This is a genomic window from Methylobacterium sp. Leaf108 (assembly GCF_001423265.1).
In the GTDB taxonomy this organism is placed as follows: domain Bacteria; phylum Pseudomonadota; class Alphaproteobacteria; order Rhizobiales; family Beijerinckiaceae; genus Methylobacterium.
Map to the genome: position 1 here is coordinate 25,727 of NZ_LMND01000011.1, position 19,528 is coordinate 45,254.

At 69.7% G+C, this 19,528-nt stretch carries 18 protein-coding genes and 1 tRNA gene; 13 read left to right on the forward strand and 6 right to left on the reverse strand.

Annotation, left to right across the window (positions count from 1 at the left end):
* The first annotated feature begins 156 nt into the window (after positions 1-156).
* The 4 genes from ASF39_RS08130 (at position 157) to ASF39_RS08145 (ending at position 4,908) form a co-directional block, all read left to right on the forward strand.
* A complete protein-coding gene (locus tag ASF39_RS08130) occupies positions 157-1,212 on the forward strand; it encodes an SDR family oxidoreductase (protein WP_244472320.1) in 1,056 nt (351 codons plus the stop codon).
* 63 nt (positions 1,213-1,275) lie between these two features.
* Positions 1,276-2,181 carry an alpha/beta hydrolase gene (locus ASF39_RS08135; protein ID WP_244472321.1) on the forward strand — a complete coding sequence of 302 codons (906 nt, stop codon included), beginning with the start codon at positions 1,276-1,278 and terminating at the stop codon, positions 2,179-2,181.
* A 191-nt stretch (positions 2,182-2,372) separates the two neighbouring features.
* Complete coding sequence (locus ASF39_RS08140) at positions 2,373-3,881, forward strand: ATPase domain-containing protein (protein WP_056282654.1); 1,509 nt, start codon at positions 2,373-2,375, stop codon at positions 3,879-3,881.
* The gene (locus tag ASF39_RS08145) at positions 3,868-4,908 is read left to right on the forward strand and encodes a sensor histidine kinase (protein ID WP_056282657.1); all 1,041 of its coding nucleotides are present in this window, start codon (positions 3,868-3,870) and stop codon (positions 4,906-4,908) included. The genes ASF39_RS08140 and ASF39_RS08145 overlap by 14 nt, the downstream gene beginning before the upstream one ends.
* A gap of 127 nt (positions 4,909-5,035) precedes the next feature.
* Here the strand turns inward: ASF39_RS08145 and ASF39_RS08150 are convergent, their stop codons facing one another.
* The 3 genes from ASF39_RS08150 to thiE all read right to left on the reverse strand — a co-directional run bounded on the left by ASF39_RS08150 (position 5,036) and on the right by thiE (position 7,337).
* A complete protein-coding gene (locus ASF39_RS08150) occupies positions 5,036-5,662 on the reverse strand; it encodes an XRE family transcriptional regulator (protein ID WP_055881422.1) in 627 nt (208 codons plus the stop codon).
* Between the two features lie 117 nt (positions 5,663-5,779).
* Complete coding sequence (gene thiD / locus ASF39_RS08155; RefSeq protein WP_056282660.1) at positions 5,780-6,586, reverse strand: bifunctional hydroxymethylpyrimidine kinase/phosphomethylpyrimidine kinase; 807 nt, start codon at positions 6,584-6,586, stop codon at positions 5,780-5,782.
* Between the two features lie 40 nt (positions 6,587-6,626).
* Positions 6,627-7,337: a thiamine phosphate synthase gene (thiE, locus tag ASF39_RS08160; RefSeq protein WP_055881781.1), complete on the reverse strand. Its 711-nt coding sequence runs from the start codon at positions 7,335-7,337 to the stop codon at positions 6,627-6,629.
* Positions 7,338-7,480: 143 nt separating this feature from the next.
* Between thiE and ASF39_RS08165 the strand changes: the two genes are divergently transcribed.
* The 6 genes from ASF39_RS08165 to ASF39_RS08190 all read left to right on the forward strand — a co-directional run bounded on the left by ASF39_RS08165 (position 7,481) and on the right by ASF39_RS08190 (position 13,622).
* On the forward strand, positions 7,481-8,044 hold the full coding sequence (locus ASF39_RS08165; RefSeq protein ID WP_056282706.1) for a sugar O-acetyltransferase: 564 nt from the start codon (positions 7,481-7,483) through the stop codon (positions 8,042-8,044).
* A gap of 51 nt (positions 8,045-8,095) precedes the next feature.
* Positions 8,096-9,118, forward strand: a complete 1,023-nt coding sequence (locus tag ASF39_RS08170; RefSeq protein ID WP_082494440.1) for a hypothetical protein — start codon at positions 8,096-8,098, stop codon at positions 9,116-9,118.
* Between the two features lie 142 nt (positions 9,119-9,260).
* Positions 9,261-10,277, forward strand: coding sequence for a quinolinate synthase NadA (gene nadA, locus ASF39_RS08175; RefSeq protein WP_056282665.1), 1,017 nt, complete (start codon positions 9,261-9,263; stop codon positions 10,275-10,277).
* Complete coding sequence (locus ASF39_RS08180; protein ID WP_056282668.1) at positions 10,274-11,803, forward strand: L-aspartate oxidase; 1,530 nt, start codon at positions 10,274-10,276, stop codon at positions 11,801-11,803. The genes nadA and ASF39_RS08180 overlap by 4 nt, the downstream gene beginning before the upstream one ends.
* Before the next feature lie 101 nt (positions 11,804-11,904).
* Positions 11,905-12,762 carry a carboxylating nicotinate-nucleotide diphosphorylase gene (nadC, locus tag ASF39_RS08185; protein ID WP_056282671.1) on the forward strand — a complete coding sequence of 286 codons (858 nt, stop codon included), beginning with the start codon at positions 11,905-11,907 and terminating at the stop codon, positions 12,760-12,762.
* A 194-nt stretch (positions 12,763-12,956) separates the two neighbouring features.
* Entirely contained in the window at positions 12,957-13,622 is a 666-nt protein-coding gene (locus tag ASF39_RS08190) for a L,D-transpeptidase (RefSeq protein ID WP_055881437.1), read from the forward strand.
* A gap of 126 nt (positions 13,623-13,748) precedes the next feature.
* Here ASF39_RS08190 and ASF39_RS08195 read toward each other — a convergent pair whose 3' ends face one another.
* Positions 13,749-14,234 carry an SRPBCC family protein gene (locus ASF39_RS08195; protein WP_056282675.1) on the reverse strand — a complete coding sequence of 162 codons (486 nt, stop codon included), beginning with the start codon at positions 14,232-14,234 and terminating at the stop codon, positions 13,749-13,751.
* 527 nt (positions 14,235-14,761) lie between these two features.
* Between ASF39_RS08195 and ASF39_RS08200 the strand changes: the two genes are divergently transcribed.
* Both ASF39_RS08200 and ASF39_RS08205 read left to right on the forward strand, forming a co-directional pair.
* Positions 14,762-16,321, forward strand: coding sequence for a 2-isopropylmalate synthase (locus tag ASF39_RS08200; RefSeq protein ID WP_056282677.1), 1,560 nt, complete (start codon positions 14,762-14,764; stop codon positions 16,319-16,321).
* A 114-nt stretch (positions 16,322-16,435) separates the two neighbouring features.
* Positions 16,436-16,511, forward strand: a tRNA-Lys gene (locus ASF39_RS08205).
* Between the two features lie 68 nt (positions 16,512-16,579).
* Here the strand turns inward: ASF39_RS08205 and ASF39_RS08210 are convergent.
* Positions 16,580-17,647 carry a site-specific integrase gene (locus tag ASF39_RS08210; RefSeq protein WP_056282680.1) on the reverse strand — a complete coding sequence of 356 codons (1,068 nt, stop codon included), beginning with the start codon at positions 17,645-17,647 and terminating at the stop codon, positions 16,580-16,582.
* Between the two features lie 370 nt (positions 17,648-18,017).
* Between ASF39_RS08210 and ASF39_RS21125 the strand changes: the two genes are divergently transcribed.
* Positions 18,018-18,224, forward strand: a complete 207-nt coding sequence (locus tag ASF39_RS21125) for a hypothetical protein (RefSeq protein ID WP_156648432.1) — start codon at positions 18,018-18,020, stop codon at positions 18,222-18,224.
* A gap of 272 nt (positions 18,225-18,496) precedes the next feature.
* Here the strand turns inward: ASF39_RS21125 and ASF39_RS08215 are convergent, their stop codons facing one another.
* Complete coding sequence (locus tag ASF39_RS08215; protein ID WP_056282684.1) at positions 18,497-19,126, reverse strand: recombinase family protein; 630 nt, start codon at positions 19,124-19,126, stop codon at positions 18,497-18,499.
* Between the last annotated feature and the right edge of the window lie 402 nt (positions 19,127-19,528).

Consider the following 19,528-nt stretch of genomic DNA (forward strand, 5'->3'; position numbering starts at 1 on the left):
GGTGGCTCCGGTGTCGGCTCGGCGAGGGGCCGGCCCTGATAAGGCCGTGACCTCCCAACTGCAAAGGCCGATCCACCCGTCGTTGCGCATCTTCGACGCCCGCGGCCCGCCCGGCGGTCGTGGTGCACCGAACAAGCGGTACGATCGCGAGTTGGCATGGAGTATGGTCCCGACCTCAACACCGAGCGCCCCACCATGAATGCTCTCAAGCCATTGTGCGATCAGGTGATCGTCATCACCGGCGCGTCGAGCGGCATCGGCCTCGTCACCGCACGGCTGGCGGCCGCGCGCGGCGCGCGGGTGGTGCTGGTCGCCCGCAACGCCGAGACCCTCGACATCCTGCGCAACGAGATCCTCGACGCCGGCGGCCAGGCGATCGCGGTGCCGGCCGACGTCGGGGTCCGCGAGGAGGTCGAGGTGGTCGCCGAATGCGCCATCGAGGCTTACGGCCGGATCGACACCTGGGTGAACAACGCCGGCCTGACGATCTACGGCCGGCTCTGGCAGGTGAGCGACGCCGACCACGAGCGCCTGCTCCGGACCAACCTGTGGGGAACGGTGCTGGGCTCCCTGATCGCGGTGGAGCACCTGAGGAGGGCCGGCGGCGCCCTCATCAACGTCGGGAGCCTCGGCTCGGACCTCGCCTTCCCGCTGCAGGGGATGTACGGCGCCAGCAAGCACGCCGTGAAGGGCTTCACCGACAGCCTGCGGATGGAGCTCCTCGAGGATGGCGCCCCGATCTCCGTCACCCTGATCAAGCCGGCCTCGATCGATACCCCCCTGCCCCAGCACGCCCGCAACTACATGGACCGCGAGCCGAAGCTCCCGCCGCCGGTCTATCCCCCCGAGGAGGTGGCCGAGGCGATCCTGCATGCCGCGGTGCATCCGCGGCGAGACGTCTTCGTCGGCGGTGCGGCCAAGGCGTTGGCGAGCTTCAAGACCTTCGCGCCGGGCGCCTACGACGCGCTGTCGCCGGCCGTGAGCGCCCTGCAGCGGCGCAAGGAGGCGCCGCGCGATCCGGCGGGATCCCTGCATGCCGCGGGCACCGACGGCCGGGCGCGGGGCGACCACCCCGGTTACGTCATGCGCACGAGCGCCTATACCCGCGTCGAGCGGAACCTGGTGCCGGCGCTCGGCCTCGCTGGGGTGCTGGCGGTGGTCGCGCTGCTCGCCGCGCGGTCGGGGCGGCCCGCGAAGGGGCGGCGGTCCTGAGCGGGCGGAGCGGGGGATTGCGATCCGGTTCGAGCGGGACGAAGGGCTGACATGGAGCAGGCTGTGGACAGGACATCGGGGCGCGACGACACCGTCGTGGCCCTTTCCGAACGCCGGGGCCGTACCGTCTCCCTCGATCGCCGCATCCTGCGGTCCTCCGGCGGACGCGGGATCGCCTACGTCGAGGCTGGCTCGGGTCCCGACCTCGTCCTGATCCACGGCGCTCTCACCACCCTGGACGACATGTGGCTCGGCCCGATGACGGCCCTGAGCCGGCACTTCCGTGTCATCGCCGTCGACCGGCCCGGCCACGGCGCCAGCGACCGCATCCGCTTCCGCGACGGCTCGCCCTGGGCCCAGGCCGCGATCGTCCGCGAGGCGCTGCGGGCGCTGGGTCTTCACCGGCCGGTGATCGTCGGCCATTCCTTCGGCGGGGCGGTGGCGCTGTCCTACGCCATGAGCTTTCCCGACGAGATCGCCGGTATCGTGGCGCTGGCGCCCATCTGCTTTCCCGAGCTGCGCCTCGAGCAGCTGCTGTTCGGCCCGCGCGCGGTCCCGGTCCTCGGCGACGCCCTCGCCTTCACGGGCGGGGCCGCCTTCGACACGGCGATGCTGCCGCTCCTGTGGCGGACGATGTTCCTGCCCCAGGCGATGCCGCCGCGGTTTGCCGCCGAGTTCCCCTTCGCCTGGGCACGCCGCCCCGCGCCGATGATCGCCAACGGCGAGGACGCCGCCGCCCTATGGCCGGCGCTCACCCGCCTCGCCATGGCCTACGGCCGGTGCCGCGTGCCCGTGCACATCCTGGGCGGCGACGCCGACCTCGTCGTCGGCAACCTGCTCCACGGCTGGAACGCATCGCGTCTCATCCCGGGCGCGCGCTTCGACCTCATCGCCGGGGCCGGGCACATGCTGCACCACTTCCACGCCGATGCGATCACGGCGGCGGCGATGGAAATGGGCCGGGCCTGAGGGCTTTCGCACGAAGGCGGACACGCTTGCATGCCGGGTGATGGATCGGGCGGCCCCGTCGAGGGTTGTATGCCGACAACACCCGCGGACGAACCCCTCCGGGTGGCGGCTTTTCCGGCCGTTCCACTTGTGCTTGCGGGTCGACCCGTCCCTACAGCTGTCCGAGCCTTCGCGATGTGCCGAGTTCACCGATGACGTCACCCTCCTTCGACGCCGCACCCGTTCCCAGCGGCGTCCCCGGGCTCGATCAGGTCCTGTCCGGCGGCTACGCCGGACAACGCGCCCATCTCATCGAAGGCCGGCCGGGCTGCGGCAAGACCACCCTCGGAATGCAGTTCCTGATGGACGGCGTCGCACGCGGCGAGCGCGGCCTCTACATCACCCTGTCGGAAAGCCGGCGCGAGCTGATGTCGGTGGCCGAGCGCCACGGCTGGTCGCTGGACGGCATCGACATCTACGAGCTGGTGCCGCCGGAGCTGAGCCTCGATTCGGAGAAGCAGCAGAGCCTCGTCCATTCCTCGGACCTGGAGCTCGGCGAGACCGTGCAGATGGCGCTCGCCGAGATCGAACGCGTCAAGCCGGTTCGCGTGGTGTTCGACAGCCTGTCGGAGATCCGGCTGCTGTCACAGGGGTCGCTGCGCTACCGGCGCCAGGTGCTGGCGCTCAAGAGCTATTTCCTCCTGAACAACGCCACCGTCCTGATGCTCGACGACCTCAGCTCGGACGACGACGACCTCAACCTGCATTCGATCAGTCACGCGGTCATCCGCCTGGAGCAGATCACGCCGGCCTACGGCACCTCGCGGCGGCGCCTCAACGTCATCAAGATGCGAGGCGCCCGCTATCAGGCCGGGTACCACGACTTCCTGATCCAGGAGGGCGGCGTGCGGGTCTTTCCCCGCCTGATCCCGGCCGACCACCACCGCGCCTTCGTCCCCGGCTCGGCCGAGAGCGGCATCCCGGGGCTCGACGGCATCCTCGGGGGCGGGGTGGATCGCGGCACCAGCACCCTGATCATCGGGCCGTCGGGCGCCGGCAAGTCGACCCTGGCCCTGTGCTACCTCCTGGCGGCGTTGAAGCGCGGCGAGCGCGCCTTCGTCGTCAGCTTCGACGAGACCGCCGGCATCCTGCTGCAGCGGGCGGCGGGCATCGGCATGGACCTGGCGCCCTACCTGCGCTCGGGCCTCCTGCGCATCGAACAGGTCGATCCCGCCGACGTCACGCCGGGCGAGCTCGCCGGCCGGATGCGCGACGCCGTCGAGAAGGACGGCGTGGGGGTCGTCCTGATCGACAGCCTCACCGGCTACATGAGCGCGATGCCGGACCAGCCCTACCTCGTGCTGCAGATGCACGAGATGCTGACCTTCCTCAACCAGCTCGGCGTCGTGACCATCCTGATCCTGGCCCAGCACGGCATGATCGGCCGGGCGGATTCGCCCGTGGACCTCACCTACGTCAGCGACACCGTGGTGATGCTGCGCTTCTTCGAGGCGGCCGGACGGGTGCGGCGGGCGATCTCGGTGCTCAAGAAGCGCACCGGCCCGCACGAGGACGCCATCCGCGAGTTCAAGATCGACACCGGCGGCATCAGGGTCGGCCTGCCCCTCACGGGGTTCCGTGGCGTCCTGACCGGCGTGCCCATCTTCGAGGGCGAACGCGGCACCCTGCTGCGGGACCGGGACACCGATGCCCCAGCGTGATCGCCTCGCCTTCGTCCTCGCCCCCGCCGGCCGCGATGCGCAGGTCGCCGCCGCCATCCTCGACGAAGTCGGCATCGCCTCCGAGGTGAAGGCGAACCTCGACGACCTCGTCGCCGAGATCGATCGGGCCGCCTGCGCGGTGGTGACCGAGGAAGCGCTGCTGCGGTGGGACCGCCGCGCCATCGCCGAATGGGTGGACCGCCAGCCACCCTGGTCGGACTTCCCCTTCGTTCTCCTCAGCCTGCGCGGCTCGACGCCGGATCGTCGCCTCACCGACCTTCTCGGCAACGTCACCGTGCTCGAGCGGCCGTTCCATCCGGCGGTGCTCGCCAATGCCGTGCGCTCGGCGCTACGGGCGCGGCGGCGCCAGCGCGAGGTCGAGGCCGCCCTCCAGGAGCGCGAGCGCACGCACGAGCGCCAGGCGTTGCTGATCCGCGAACTGCACCATCGCGTGAAGAACACGCTGGCCACCGTGCAGGGGCTGCTCGGTGCGACCGCGCGCTCGACGCGCGACGTCGAGACCTTCTATCACTCGTTCTCGGACCGGATCGTCTCGCTGGGCAAGACCCACAACCTCCTCACCGAGGACTACTGGCAGACCGCGCCCCTCGAGAACCTGCTGCGCAACGAGCTCGACCCCTACAATTCCATCGGCGGGGCCCGCATCCGGCTCGACGGCCCGGCCGTGGAACTGGCCGCCGATCTGGCGGTGCCCACCGGCATGGCGATCCACGAGCTGACCACCAACGCCGCCAAGCACGGCGCCCTGGCGCAGCCCGACGGGCGCATCGACATCACCTGGACGCTTCACCAGGACGATGCCAAGCGGACCCTCGACCTGTCCTGGGTCGAATCCGGCGGACCGGCGGTGACGCCGCCCACGCGAAAGGGCTTCGGCTCGATCCTGCTGCAGCGGGTGCTGGCCCAGCAATGCAACGCCGAGGTCAGCATCGACTACGCCGCCACCGGACTCGTCTTCCGCATGCGGGTGCCGCTCACCGAGGAGCGGCTGGTGCCGACCTACTGACGATTGGAGCGACGGGGCCGGATCATCCCATTTGCGGTTGATCGCTTCGTGATGCGGACATGGGCTTCGCTCGGGCGCCGCGCGGGCTCGGCGATACGGTTCCCGCTTGATCCAAGCGGACACCGTGTCACTCCATCACCGCCGCCTTCATGATCACCACCATGATCGCCCGCGACGGTCCCTCGCCGATGCAGCGCAGGGTATGGGGCCGGTCGCAGCGATAGCGCAGGGTCTCGCCGGCGCGGGCGCGGTGATGGGTGCCGGCGACGTCGACCTCGAACACGCCCTCCGTCACCGTCAGCGATTCGACCGATCCGCGCTGGTGCGGGTCGGAATCGAGGATGCCGCCGGGCTCGGCGGTCACCTCGTACCACTGCAGCCACTCCACCGTCTTGATCCAGCCGATGATCGACAGGCGGACCCGCCCGTCCTCGGAGACCAGGTTCGGGGTGTCGGCCCGGGAGATCTTCTCGATGAAGGGTTCTTCGTCGTTGGTGGCGAGAACCCGCTCGATCGACACGTCGAGGGCCTGGCTGAGGCGCCAGATCGTGGCCAGCGTCGGGTTGGTCTCGTTGCGCTCGATCTGACTGATGATCGATTTCGCCACACCCGACTGCTCGGCGAGTTCCGACAGCGACAGGTTGTAGGCCTTGCGAAGGCGCTGGATCGTCTTGCCGAGCTGGCCCGACAGGACCTGCGCCCCGGTCAGCACCTCGCGCGGACGCCCCCGCTCCGTCGTCACCTCGTCCTGCATCTCGCCAAACCCGTGCCTCGTTCCGTTAACCGGACGATCGTGCGCTACTACAAACGGATTCTCGCGTCCGGCGCAAGGTGGAGGAGGGTGCCGGGACCGCCGGCCTGGACCCATCCGTCATCGCCAGAGGGCGTGGAAGTGGTGGATCGGCCCGTGCCCCTTGCCCACCGGCAGGCTATCGGAGGCGGCGATGGCGGCGGTGACGTAGCGCTTGGCCTGGGCCACCGCCTCCGCCAGGGGAACGCCGCGCGCAAGGCCGGCCGCCACGGCCGAGGACAGGGTGCAGCCGGTGCCGTGGCTGTTGCGCGTGGCGATGCGGGGTGCCGAGAAGCGCCGCATGGTGCCGTCGGCCCCCATCAGGTGGTCGATGCTCTCGGTCCCCTCGGCGTGGCCGCCCTTGACCAGCGCGGCCCGGGCGCCGAGGGCGAGGAGCTTGCGCCCCTGCGCCACGGCGGCGTTCTCGGTGGCGGCGGCCGGCTCGCCGATGAGGCACCCGAGCTCGGGCAGGTTCGGGGTCACGATCTCGGCCATCGGCAGCAGGTGCCGGCGCAGGGCCTCCACCGCCTCGTCGGTGATGAGCCGGTCGCCGCTGGTGGCCACCATGACGGGGTCGAGGACGATGGGGATGCGGCCGGCGTACCGTCCCAGCCCCTCGGCCACCGCCACGATGGTCTCCACCTGCGACAGCATCCCGATCTTCACCGCCGTCACCGCGAGATCGGAGAACACGCTCTCGATCTGGGCGAGCACGAAGACGGCCGGCACGTCGTGGATGCCCTGGACGCCGAGGGTGTTCTGGGCGGTGAGCGCCGTGATCACGCTGGCGCCGTAGACGCGCAGGGCCGCGAAGGTCTTGAGATCCGCCTGGATCCCGGCGCCGCCGCTGGAATCGGACCCGGCAATGGTGACGGCGATCGGTGTCATGGGCTTCCCGTCGGATGGTGAGGTTCCGTTGCCGGCGAGCTTACGTGCGCGCGCCCCGTGCCGCGAGGGCCGAATCGACCCTATGGCGCAGATCGGCGGCGCGGCCCTCGACGGAATCGCCGGTGAACAGCGCCGAGATGACCGCGACGCCGTCCGCGCCCGCCGCGATCACCGCGGCGCAGTTGCTGGCGTCGATGCCGGCGATGGCGCCGAGGGGAAAGTTGGTGCCGCGGGCCAGCCGCGCCCGGAACGCCACCCGGCCGAAGCCGTCGAGGCCCACCGGCGGATCGGGGTTGTCCTTGCTCGCGGTGGCGAAGACCCCGCCGATGCAGCCGTAGTCCACCGGCAGGCGGTAGAGTTCGTCCGCCTGCCCCCCGGTCTTGAGGGTGAGCCCGATGATCGCGTGGCGCCCCAGCAGGCGCCGGGCGTCGGACGGATGCAGGTCGCCCTGTCCCAGGTGCACGCCCTCGGCGCCGGCCGCCAGCGCGAGGTCGACCCGGTCGTTGACGAGGAGGGGCACCTGCCGGCTGGCCAGCGCCGCATGGATCGCCCGGATGCGCGCCAGCGCGGCCCTGGCGTCTGCGATGTCCTTTTCGCGGTACTGGATCAGCGTCGCGCCGCCGGCCGCGGCCTGTGCCGCCATGGCCGCGAGCCTGGCGCCGTCGCCGCCGCAGACGCCGACGTCGAGGATGCCGTAGAGGCGCAGATCCACCGGCACGGCCGGCCCCGCCGCCTGTCCCTGTCCGATCACCGTGACGGTCTCCCCGCGGTCCGTTTCGTCCTCCATAAGGCCAAGGCCGGCCCGCAGGAACCCGTCGCCGCCGCCCTTCCGGTGGCGAGGCGCGCGCGAAGCCCCCATGTCGACGGTCGGCCCGGACCCTGGAGGAGATGCCCGTGGACAAGACCCAGAAGCAGCGGATGCTGGCCGGCGAACTCTACCACCCCGGCGACGACGAGATCAGGGCCGATTCCCGGCGCTGCATGGAGTGGCTCGCCCGCTACAACGCCACCCTGGCGATGCCTGCGCGCGACCGCATCGCGCTCCTGCGCGAGATCTTCGCTGGCGCCGGCGACGGCGCGGTGGTGCGCCCGCCGTTCCATTGCGACTGCGGCTACAACATCACGCTGGGCACCGACACCTTCCTGAACTTCGGCTGCTTCATCCTCGATATCGTGCCCGTCACCATCGGCGACCGCACCCAGATCGGCCCCGGCGTGCAACTCCTCACCGCCGATCATCCGCGCGAGGCCGCCGCGCGCGAGTCCGGCCTGGAGTTCGCGCGGCCGATCACCATCGGCACCAACGTCTGGATCGGCGGCGGCGCCCTGGTCCTGCCGGGCGTCAGCATCGGCGACCACGCCATCGTCGGTGCCGGCGCCGTGGTGACGCGGGACGTGGCGGCGGGAGCGACCGTCGCCGGCAACCCCGCACGACCGCTCGCGACATCGCCGCGTTGACCGCGGACCGCAATATGCCAAGACCACCGGTGCGGTAGCGATGCGGGAATCATGTCGAGCCTGACGACGGCCAAGGACCCGCCCGACCACGCGCTCGGGACCGGGACGAGCGATGCCCTGTCCCATCCCTCCGCCGTGGGGCTGGTGGCGGTGATCGTCGCCGCCACCGACGGGGAGCCGCGCGCGCTCACCGTGCAGGTGCCCGGGCAGGCGCCCGGCCGCCAGGACGGCCTGCCGTTCGGGCCGCTCGTGCCCGAGCATCCGACCCTGGAACGGGGCCTGCGCGCCTGGGTCGAGCGCCAGACCCACCAGCGCCTCGGCTACGTCGAGCAGCTCTACACCTTCGGCGACCGAGACCGGCAGGGCGACGAGGCGGCGGGGCTGCATTCGCTCTCCGTGGCCTATCTCGCCCTGGTGCGCGAGATGCGCCCGGCCGGCCTCGCCGAGGCCTCCTGGCGCAACTGGTATCGCTACCTGCCCTGGGAGGACTGGCGGGCGGGGCGCCCGGAGTCGCTGGGCGCGATCGAGCCACGCCTCATGGCCTGGGCCGGCGAGGTCGCCGACCCGAAGCTGCGGCGCCGGCGCGAGGACCGGCTCGGCCTCACCTTCGGCCTCTGCGGCGGTGCCTGGAACGAGGAGCGGGTGCTGGAGCGCTACGAGCTCCTGTTCGAGGCGGGCCTGATCCCCGAGGCGCAGGGGCAGGCGGGGAAAGGCGCCTGCGCCGAGGCCGCCGTCACCGGCCACCCCATGGCCTTCGACCATCGCCGTGTGCTCGCCACGGCGATCGGGCGGCTGCGCGGCAAGATCAAGTATCGCCCGGTGGTGTTCGAACTGATGCCCCCGACCTTCACCCTGTTCCAGCTGCAGCGGACGGTGGAAGCCCTGTCGGGCGCCGAACTCCACAAGCAGAACTTCCGCAGGCTGGTGGCGCAGCAGGGGCTCGTGGAGGAGACCGACGACCTCACCAGCGGCACCGCCGGCCGCCCGGCCCGCCTCGTGCGCTTCCGCCGCGAGGTGCTGCTGGAGCGCCCGGCGCCGGGGTTTCGCCTGACCCCCGCCCGCCGTCCGGGCTGATCGCACCGCACGCGGTCCGACGCGACGGTTCATTGCACCGCGAAATTGTTATGCTCAACTCCAGCATATCTGGACAACCGCGATTCCGGGCCCTACGTTAGTCGGCGCAATGCTCAATTTGAGCATAAGTGAGGAGGCGTCCATGGCGGCCACCACGCACCCGGCGAGCCAGTCCCCGACGGCGGCTTTCCCGCTGCCGCAGATCTACGAGCGCGTCAGTCGGCACGTCCCGGCCATCGAATGGCCGGCGCTCGCCGACGACGTCGCCGCGATCCTGGAGCTGAAGAAGACCCGCAACGCGGTCATCCTCGCGCACAACTACCAGGCGCCGGAGATCTTCCACACGGTGGCCGACATCGTCGGCGACAGCCTGGCGCTGGCCCGCGAGGCGGTGACGGTGGATGCCGACGTGATCGTGCTGGCCGGCGTCCACTTCATGGCCGAGACGGCCAAGCTCCTGAATCCCGGCAAGACGGTGCTGATCCCGGACCTGCGCGCCGGCTGCTCGCTGGCCGATTCGATCACCGCCGCCGACGTCAGGGGCTTGCGCGCAAAGCACCCCGGCGTGCCGATCGTGACCTACGTCAACACGTCGGCCGCCGTGAAGGCGGAGTCGGACGTGTGCTGCACCTCCGGGAACGCGGTGGAGGTGGTGCGTTCGCTCAACGCGCGCCAGGTGCTGATGATTCCCGACGAGTTCCTGGCCCAGAACGTCCAGGCCCTGGTGCCCGAGGTCGAGATCCTGACCTGGGCCGGCCATTGCGAGGTCCACGAGCGCTTCACGCCCGCCGACATCCGCGAGGTTCGCGAGAGCTATCCCGGCGTCACGGTGATCGCGCACCCCGAATGCCCGCCCGACGTGGTGGCCGAGGCCGATTTCTCGGGCTCCACCGCGATGATGATGAACTTCGTGACGCAGAAGCGCCCGGCGCAGGTGGTGCTCGTCACCGAATGCTCGATGGGCGACAACATCGCCGCGGCCAACCCCGACATCGAGTTCATCAAGCCCTGCAACCTGTGCCCGCACATGAAGCGGATCACGCTCGGCACCATCCGCCGTGCCCTCGAGACGATGACCCACGAGGTCACGGTGGAGCCCGAACTCGCCGAGCGGGCGCGGGCGGCGGTGGAGCGCATGCTCGCGGTGCGGGCCCGATGAACGCGCCCGCCCGCTTCCCCTTCCGGCCGCTCGCGGCCGACCGCGTCGTGGTGGTGGGGGCCGGCGTGGCCGGCCTCGCCACGGCGCTGCGCCTGGCGCCGCTGCCGGTGACCGTGGTGACGGCCGCGCCCCTGGGCTTCGGCACCGCCACCGGCTGGGCCCAGGGCGGCATCGCCGCCGCCATGGGCGAGGACGACGAACCCGCGCTTCACGCCCTGGACACGCAGGCCGCCGGCGCGGGGTTGACCGATCCGGCGGTGGCCGAGGCGGTCGCGAAGGCCGGCCCCGGCCTGATCGACTGGCTGGTCGGCCTGGGTGCGCCTTTCGACCGAGACGAGGCCGGCGCCCTGGCGCTCGGTCTCGAGGCCGCCCATTGCCGCCGCCGTATCGTGCGGGCCGGCGGCGATTCCACCGGCCGCGCCGTCCTCGAGACCCTGGTGCGGGCGGCCGCCGCCTGCCCGTCCATCGAGGTGCTCGTCGCCCGCGCCCGCGACCTCATCCGCGACGACGCGGGCGGCGTCGCCGGCCTGGTGTGCGAGCGCGACGGGGTCTCGTTCCCGCTGCCGGCCCGGGCCGTGGTGCTCGCCACCGGCGGTCTGGGTGCGCTCTACGCCTCCACCACCAACCCCACCGGCGCCACCGGCCGTGGCCTCGCCATGGCCGCGCGGGCGGGGGCCGTGTTGCGCGACATGGAGTTCGTGCAGTTCCACCCCACCGCCATCGCCACCGGCGCCGACCCGATGCCTTTGGCCACCGAGGCCCTGCGCGGCGAGGGCGCGCGCCTGATCGACCGGGACGGCGCGCCGGTCATGGCCGGCATCGCCGGGGGCGACCTCGCCCCGCGCGACGTCGTCGCCCGGGCGATCTTCCAGGTGCGCGGCCGTGGCACCGAGGTGTTCCTCGATTGCCGCGGTGCGCTCGGCCTGCGCATGGCGAGCCGCTTTCCCACCGTGGCGGGTCTTTGCGCCGCGGCCGGGATCGATCCGCAGCGCCAGCCGATCCCGGTGCGCCCGGCCGCCCATTACCACATGGGCGGGATCGCGGTGGATCAGGACGGTGCCGCCTCGGTCGCCGGCCTCTACGCCTGCGGCGAGGTCGCCTCCTCCGGCCTGCACGGGGCCAACCGCCTCGCCAGCAACTCGCTGCTGGAGGCGCTGGCCTTCGCCCCGCGCATCGCTGCCGCGATCGCCGCCGCGGCGCCGGCCGGGGCCTGTGCCGCGCCCTGGGAGACCCGGCCGGAGGCGGGCGACCTCGCCGACCTGCGCGCCACCATGGAGCGCCGTGTCGGGGTCGTGCGCGAGGAGGCGGGCCTGCGTGCGGCGGTGGCGCGCCTGACGCCCGCCGCCCGGCATTGCGATGCGGCCCTGACCGGCCTGATCGTGGCTGTCTCGGCCCTGTCGCGCACCGAGAGCCGCGGCGCGCATTGGCGCTCCGACCACCTCGAGCAGCTGCCCGCCCGCCACACCGAGGTGACGCTGGCGCAGGTCTGGCGGATGGCGGACGCCGCGGTGCCGGTGGGCGCCTGAGCCCCCGGGACGCTCGCTCGATCTCTCTCCCTCCGGGAAGGGCCGGTCCCGTCCCGGAGGGGCGCGGCCACCCTCCGACAGTTCTTGCCACGAGTGACCCGATGCGCGACGATCTCCTCCCCCTCCCCCGCCTCCTCGTCGAGCCCATCGTCCGTGCGGCGTTGCTCGAAGACCTCGGGCGGGCGGGCGACATCACCACCGACGCCATCGTACCCGCGAGCGCCTGCCTCGAAGGCGTCATCGCCGCCCGCCAGCGCGGGGTCGTCTCCGGTGTCGATGCGGCGGTGATCGCCTTCGCCCTGATCGATCCCGCCGTCGCGGTGGCGGTGGAGCGGGGCGACGGCGCCCTCGTCGCCCCCGGCGACGTGGTGCTGCGCCTGTCCGGCCCGGCCCGCGCCATCCTCACCGCCGAGCGCGTCGCCCTCAACCTGCTGTGCCGGATGTCGGGGGTGGCCACCGCCACCCACGGCCTCGTCGAGGCGGCGCGCCCGCACGGCAAGGCCAGCATCGTCTGCACCCGCAAGACCACGCCGGGCCTGCGCGCGCTGGAGAAGCACGCCGTGCGGGCCGGGGGCGGCTCGAACCACCGTTTCGGCCTCGACGACGCCGTGCTGATCAAGGACAACCACGTCGCCGTGGCCGGCGGCATCGTGCCCGCCATCACCCGTGCCCGCGCCCGCGCCGGGCACCTCGTGAAGATCGAGGTCGAGGTCGATACCCTCGACCAGCTCGAAGAAGCCCTCTCGGTGGGGGCCGATGCGGTCCTCCTCGACAACATGAGCCCGGAGCAGCTCGCCCGCGCCGTGGCGATGATCGCCGGGCGGGCCCTGGCCGAGGCCTCCGGCCGGATCACCCGCGAGACCGTCGGTGCGGTCGCCGCCTCGGGCGTCGATCTCATCTCGTGCGGCTGGATCACTCACAGTGCGCCGATCGTCGACCTGGGGCTCGACGCCGCCTGAATCGCAGCCCGTTACGGCCAAGCCGCCACACTGTTGCCACGGAGTCACGACGCCGGGGCAAGTGTTGCCGCAGTGCGATTTGACCTTGGCTTTGGGCGGGGCGCGTTTACGTCTTGGCGATGCTCGTCGCGTTACGGTGCGCCGCTGTAGCCCCCGCGTTCTCCCAAGATTTTGCCTGTATTCGAGAGGCCTTGATGCGTCGTTTCGCTCCCGCCCTGACCGGGCTCGCCTGCATGACGGGGGCTTGGGCGACGCCCGCCGCCGCCTACGAGATCGATCCCCTCACCCGCCAGCCGCTCGACAACGCCCTCATGGTCCGGGTGCGGCCGCAGAGCGAGCCGATCGCCACGCCGATCCCCACCGCCAACGCCTCCCTCAACCCGTCCGACCCGCTGGCGGCGGCCGTGCCGCAGATGTCGGCGATCCAGCGCGAGACGGTGGCCTACAACGGCCCCTACGGCGCCGGTACCATCGTCGTCTCCACCACCGAGCGCCGGCTGTACTACGTGATGGGCAACGGCCAGGCCCTGCGTTACGGCGTCGGCGTCGGCCGTCCCGGCTTCACCTGGGGCGGCGTGCAGAGCATCACCATGAAGCGCGAGTGGCCCGATTGGCGTCCCCCGGCGCAGATGCTGCGTCGCCGGCCCGACCTGCCTCGCTTCATGAAGGGCGGCCTCGAGAACCCGCTGGGCGCCCGCGCGATGTACCTCGGCAATTCGATCTACCGCATCCACGGCTCCAACGAGCCGGAGACGATCGGCGGCGCCGTCTCGTCGGGCTGCATCCGCATGACCAACGACGACGTCGCGGACCTCTACACCCGCACCAAGGTCGGCACGAAGGTCGTCGTCCTGCGCTGAGCCGGGCGCGTGCGATGAAGAGAGGGGCCGGCGGTGACGCCGGCCCCTTTTTTCTGACGCCGACGGAGCGCCATCGTGCCGAAGACCCGACTGGCCTCGTCGGAACCTGCTTGGCGATGTCGGAACCTATTTGGCCTTGTCGGCGATGGCGGCCAGGCCCGAGGTGTAGATCCCCTCGATGGCGTCCTTGGCCACCGTGTCCGGCGCGCCCTTGGCCTTGAAGCTTCCGGTCCAGGTCACCTTCGAGCCGGAGCCCGAGGGGGCCACCGCGATGGTCGAGGAGTAGTCGGACACCGGCAGCGGGCTCTCGACGATGGCGTAGGTGTAGGTCATGGCCTTGTCGTCGCGGGAGGTCTGCGACTCGACGATGGTGCCGCCGCCCTTCAGGCTCAGGGTCCGCAGGCTGGTGCCGCCCTTGGTCGAGGGCTCGCACTTGGCGATCGCCGGGTGCCAGGACCCGATCCCGCAGAAGTCGCCGATGGTCGACCAGACCTTGGCCGGCGGAGCGGACACATCCACGGACTTCATGACGTCGAGGGCGAGGCCCGGCGCCGTTCCGGCGATCAGGGCGAGGGCCGGCAAGGCGCAGAAGCGCAGGGCGTTACGCAGCATCGTGGGTGTTTCCTTCGATTTTTTTGATCGTGCACGGGATGATTCCCGGTCCGGGCCCGTGGGCCTGCGGTAGAGCTAGACAGGATCGGATCCACGGCAAGTGCCGCCGGAGGACAAGGCCCGCCCTGGGAGATGCGAGGCTTGTCAACGTCCGGTCCGCCGGCTAGGGTTTTCGCTCGCATCACGCTCGAGCCAACGATGGGCATCGCGTGATCATCGGGAGAGACGAGCCTTGGCCAGCGCCGGCTCCACGCATGCGATCGCAGGAGCCGCTGTCGCGGCGCCGCACTCCTGTGCGCTTTCCGGCTTTCCCAAGTCTTCGGGCTTTCCCAAGTCTTCGGGTCTTCTCGAGCTCCTGCTTACACGCCCCTGAGGGCCGTCCGGGCGCTTGGCGCCTGGGCTCTCAGGGGAGCGTCGTCCGGCACCGCACCGCTCGCCGTGAGAGCCCGTGCCGACCTTCGATCGCCGTCTTCGAAACCTTCAGGCGCGACCGCGAGCCCGGCGCGCCGCCACGGGACCTCCCAGCCATGACCACCCCGACCCCGGCGCGCGACCGCGTCCTCATCTTCGACACCACCCTGCGCGACGGCGAGCAATGCCCCGGCGCCACCATGACGCTGGACGAGAAGCTCGCGGTGGCCGAACTCCTCGACGCCATGGGCGTCGACATCATCGAGGCGGGCTTCCCCATCGCCTCCAACGGCGATTTCGAGGCGGTGGCGGCCATCGCGCGCCGGGCCAAGCGCGCCACCGTCGCGGGGCTCGCCCGCGCCATCCCCGCCGACATCGCGCGGGCCGGCGAGGCGGTGCGCCAGGCCCGGCGCGGGCGCATCCACACCTTCGTCTCGACCTCGCCGATCCACCTCGCCCACCAGATGCGCAAGTCGCAGGACGAGGTCGTCGAGATCATCCTCAAGACCGTGGCCCAGGCCCGCGACCTCGTCGAGGACGTGGAATGGTCGGCCATGGACGCCACCCGCACGCCCATCGACTACCTCTGCCGCTGCGTCGAGGCGGCGATCGGGGCGGGGGCCACCACCATCAACCTGCCCGACACCGTCGGCTACGCCACGCCGTCCGAGTACCGCGCCATGTTCGAGGCGGTGCGGGCGCGGGTGCCCAATTCCGACAGGGCGGTGTTCTCGGTGCATTGCCACGACGACCTCGGCCTCGCCATCGCCAATTCCCTGGCCGGCATCGAGGGCGGGGCGCGCCAGGTGGAATGCACGATCAACGGCATCGGCGAGCGCGCCGGCAACGCCGCCCTGGAGGAGATCGTCATGGCGATCCGCACCCGGGCCGACGTGATGCCATACGAGACCGGCATCGAGTCGACGATGCTCACCCGCGCTTCCAAGCTCGTGAGCCACGCGACCAACTTCCCCGTCCAGTACAACAAGGCCATCGTCGGCCGGAACGCCTTCGCCCACGAGAGCGGTATCCACCAGGACGGGATGCTCAAGCACACCGAGACCTACGAGATCATGACCCCGGCTTCCGTGGGCGTGGCCAAGACCGCCCTGGTGATGGGCAAGCACTCGGGCCGGGCCGCCTTCCGCGCCAAGCTCGAGGAACTCGGGCTCAGCCTCTCCGACAACCAGCTGCAGGACGCCTTCGAGCGGTTCAAGGCGCTGGCCGACCGCAAGAAGCACGTCTACGACGAGGACATCGAGGCCCTGGTCGACGAGAACCTCGCCACCGCCCACGACCGCATCCGCCTGGTCTCCCTCTCGGTGATCGCCGGCACCCGCGGGCCGCAGCGTGCCACCCTCGAACTCGCCATGGACGGCCGGGTCGTCAGCGAGGAGGCCGAGGGCAACGGGCCGGTGGACGCGGTGTTTAACGCGATCAAGGCGCTGGTGCCGCACGAGGCCGAACTCGAACTCTACCAGGTCCATGCGGTCACCGAGGGCACCGACGCCCAGGCCGAGGTCTCGGTGCGCCTGAAGACGCCCGAGCGCAGCGTCACCGCCCGCGGCGCCGACCCCGACACCCTGGTCGCCTCCGCCCGCGCCTATCTCTCCGCGCTCAACAAGCTCTCGGCCACCGCCGTGCGCCTGCACGCCCAGCACGCCGCGGCGCAGTGATCGCCCACGCGTCAAGAAAATCGCCGTCCGGGGGTGGACACCCCCGGACGGCCTTGCTATCAGCCGCCTCCTGACGGGGCGGCTTGGTGGTCCCCCCGGTTGCCGCAAGGCAATGGGTGCATAGCTCAGTTGGTAGAGCAGCTGACTCTTAATCAGCGGGTCCAAGGTTCGAACCCTTGTGCACCCACCAAACTTTTCAAGCGACCGAAGCTCTGGACAAACGTCCGGAGCTTTCGTGTTTTCAGGGTCTTACTGACGTTACGCCGTGCCCTTATCCGGTCCTGAACTGGCTTCGGTCGGCACCGCGATCAGCCGGTCCTGTGCCCGCTTCCGTGCCACCTTCTCGATTTCGGCATGGAGATCGGACGTTCGCAGATGGCCGTATCGCGCCGTCATCTGCAACGAAGCGTGGCCGAGGATGCGGGAGAGGCGGTACATGTCCCCGTCCTGCTGGACGAACCAGGACGCGAAGGTGTGCCGGAGATCGTGCCACCTAAGATCGGTGATCTTCGCCCGGCGGCATGCGCTAGCGAACCCCTTCTTCATATCGCCGAATCGTTCGCCGTCTAGGTTGCAGATCAGGTAGGGCGATCGAGGCCGCCCAGGTGCATTCAGCAAGGCTCTAATCGTCTCCATCGCTCGGTCGGATAGCGGCACGCGGCGGGGTGAGTCGGTCTTTGTTCGCGTCAGATGAACCTCCCGCCTGGGGAGATCGACGTCACTGATGGTCAACCCAAAAAGCTCGTCCTTCCGCAGGCCGGTCTCAACTGCCAGGACGAGCGGTGGCCGCATCTCAGGCGACGAGGCTGCCCATAAGCGCTCGAACTCCTCGGGCTTCAGGAAGCGCGTTCGAGGCCGAGATTCCTTGAGACCACGCTTGCTGAAGGAAGCGACGGGGTTGGTCTCCAACCATCCCCAGCGCATGGCCATTCCGCAGAGGGCAGACAGGAATGCGAGATCACGCCGGATCGTGGCGTCGGTCACGCCGGTCCGCTTTCGAGCCCCGACGAAGTCTGCGATGACCCGCCGGTCAATCTCATCGAGGTACAGGGGACCGAAGCTCGGCTGAAGCGCGCGGCTGCTGGAGCCGTAGCAGTGGCGGGTCTTGGGCTTGATCGACGTCTCGACGAAGTAGCGCTCGACGGCTTCCCCGAAGCGATGACGGGGCGTATCTCCCCGAGCCTTCGCGGCGGCCTCGTCCAAGAGCCGTTGCAGGTAGGCTTGTGCCTCAGCCTTCCGCGTCGTCTTGGCCGAACGCCGGATCGTGACGCCACCTGACTGGAAGCGCACCCACCACGTCGTGCCGCGCTTGTAGACCGTCGCCATTCCATCCTCACCGAGACCGTTGGAGGAGCGGACCCCAGCACGATCCTGGAATCTCGCAAGCGAATGGTGGGGTCAGGGTTGGATGCCGATTGCCCGTCAGACTCGGCAGCACTGCATCGCAGCGGTTGGGGCAGGAAAGCTCGACAGGTCAGCGAAAATAGCACGGCAAGCTGTCAATAAATCTTTTGCCAAAAATAGAACAAAAAAATAGTGAGGTCTCATCATGCGGAATTTAGGCTGAGCATATCGGCCGTTGCGGCCGAGTAAATTTTTGAAGAAAGATTTTATTATGGCTTTTGATTACAGATAAAATATTTGGACGGTTTCTAATCATCGCTTTGAAGAGTTCGCTAGGCTCGTTCGTATTTTGATGGATGCGGCCGATATTGCTACGGAGGGTAGCAGGAAGCACTGGACCCTCAATGTCAGTTCCAACAACATTGAGTTCAAGTTCAAGAAAGAGCGTCAACGCGGTTGCTTCGGCGAGCGCGTCGATGACATCCTCATTGCAATTGGTGCAGAGATTCACGAAGTCCCCTCCGCGCGGCTCCCGTCGAAGCCCTACGGCCGCTGCTGAACTGGCTCGCTCGCCAGCCCCGTTAAAGAAGGAACAGGGTCGTTCCGGACCACAAGTCCGGAGCGGCCCGGTCCCCATCAACGCGTGGTGAACGCTATCGGTTTGGAGTGTCGCCACCGGTCGAAGTGCCAACGAACGGCAAACGTTCAAGTCGATGGTGCCAAAGGCATCGGAGGAAAAAACGTCCGACGACCGGACGTTCGATATGAGCGTGCTGGTCGGGAGGGACGCTAGTAGGAACGATCGCAGCACGATGGGCGCCAGACCCGACGTCAGGCTGCCTCGACGATCTCTCCTTGATCCTGCTCGGCCAGCATGGCGGCCCTGATCCGCTGCACGGTGGCCGTCCCTGCACCGGTCCGGCGGGCCGTCTCCCGAATGCCTGTACCCACGGTCAGCAGTGCGCGGATCGTCTCGACCTTGGCCGCATCCATCGGTGGGCGGCCCAGGCGGGTGCCCTTGGCCTTCGTGCGCTCAAGCCCCGACTTGACCCTCGCAACGATCATCGAGCGCTCGAACTCGGCGAACACCCCCAGCATCTGGAAAAGCATCCGGCCGGTGGGCGTGCTCGTGTCGAGGGCCTGCTGGTGAAGGTAGAGATCGACGCTACGCGCCTGGAGTTCGCCGAGGAGCCCGATCAGGTCTGGCAGCGACCGTCCGAGACGATCGACCGACCATGCGGCCACCAGATCGACCTCACGCCGCGTCACCGACTTCAGCAAGGCATCGAGCCCAGGACGCCGATCGCGCCCCTTCGCTCCTGAGATGCCATCGTCCGAGAAGATCGACACCACGATCCAGCCCAGCCGCCCGGCAACGTCGTGAAGCTGCCGAAGCTGGTTCTGGGTGGTTTGGCCATCCGCTGTTGACACGCGGACATAAAAGGCAACGCGCTTCGTCATCCCCCAACGCTGCCACGCCTCGGCAAACCGTCAAGCAAATGGTGTGGCCGAAAACAGATGGTTCTGAGTCAGGGCAGAAGGGACGTCCGCTCGAAGGGAAATGGGGACGGATTGGGGAAGGGTTTTTGGGACAGGGGACGGTGCGATGGGATGGTGGCGATCTGAACGCGCGCTATGTCGCTTTTAGTTCGTGATCAGGAACAGAGATGACTGGCGACACTCAGATGGTATCCCCCGGCCGTGTTGGCATCTTCTGGGGCATCCGCTCCTCAGCGTCAGCATCCAAGAAGTTCGTCATCGTCACTTGATCAGCCCCCATTGAAGTGGTCCGCCCTTTGGTATGGCTTTTGAGCCTGGAGGACGGACAAGATGGCAAAGCACCCGAAGCCCGAGGAGATCGTC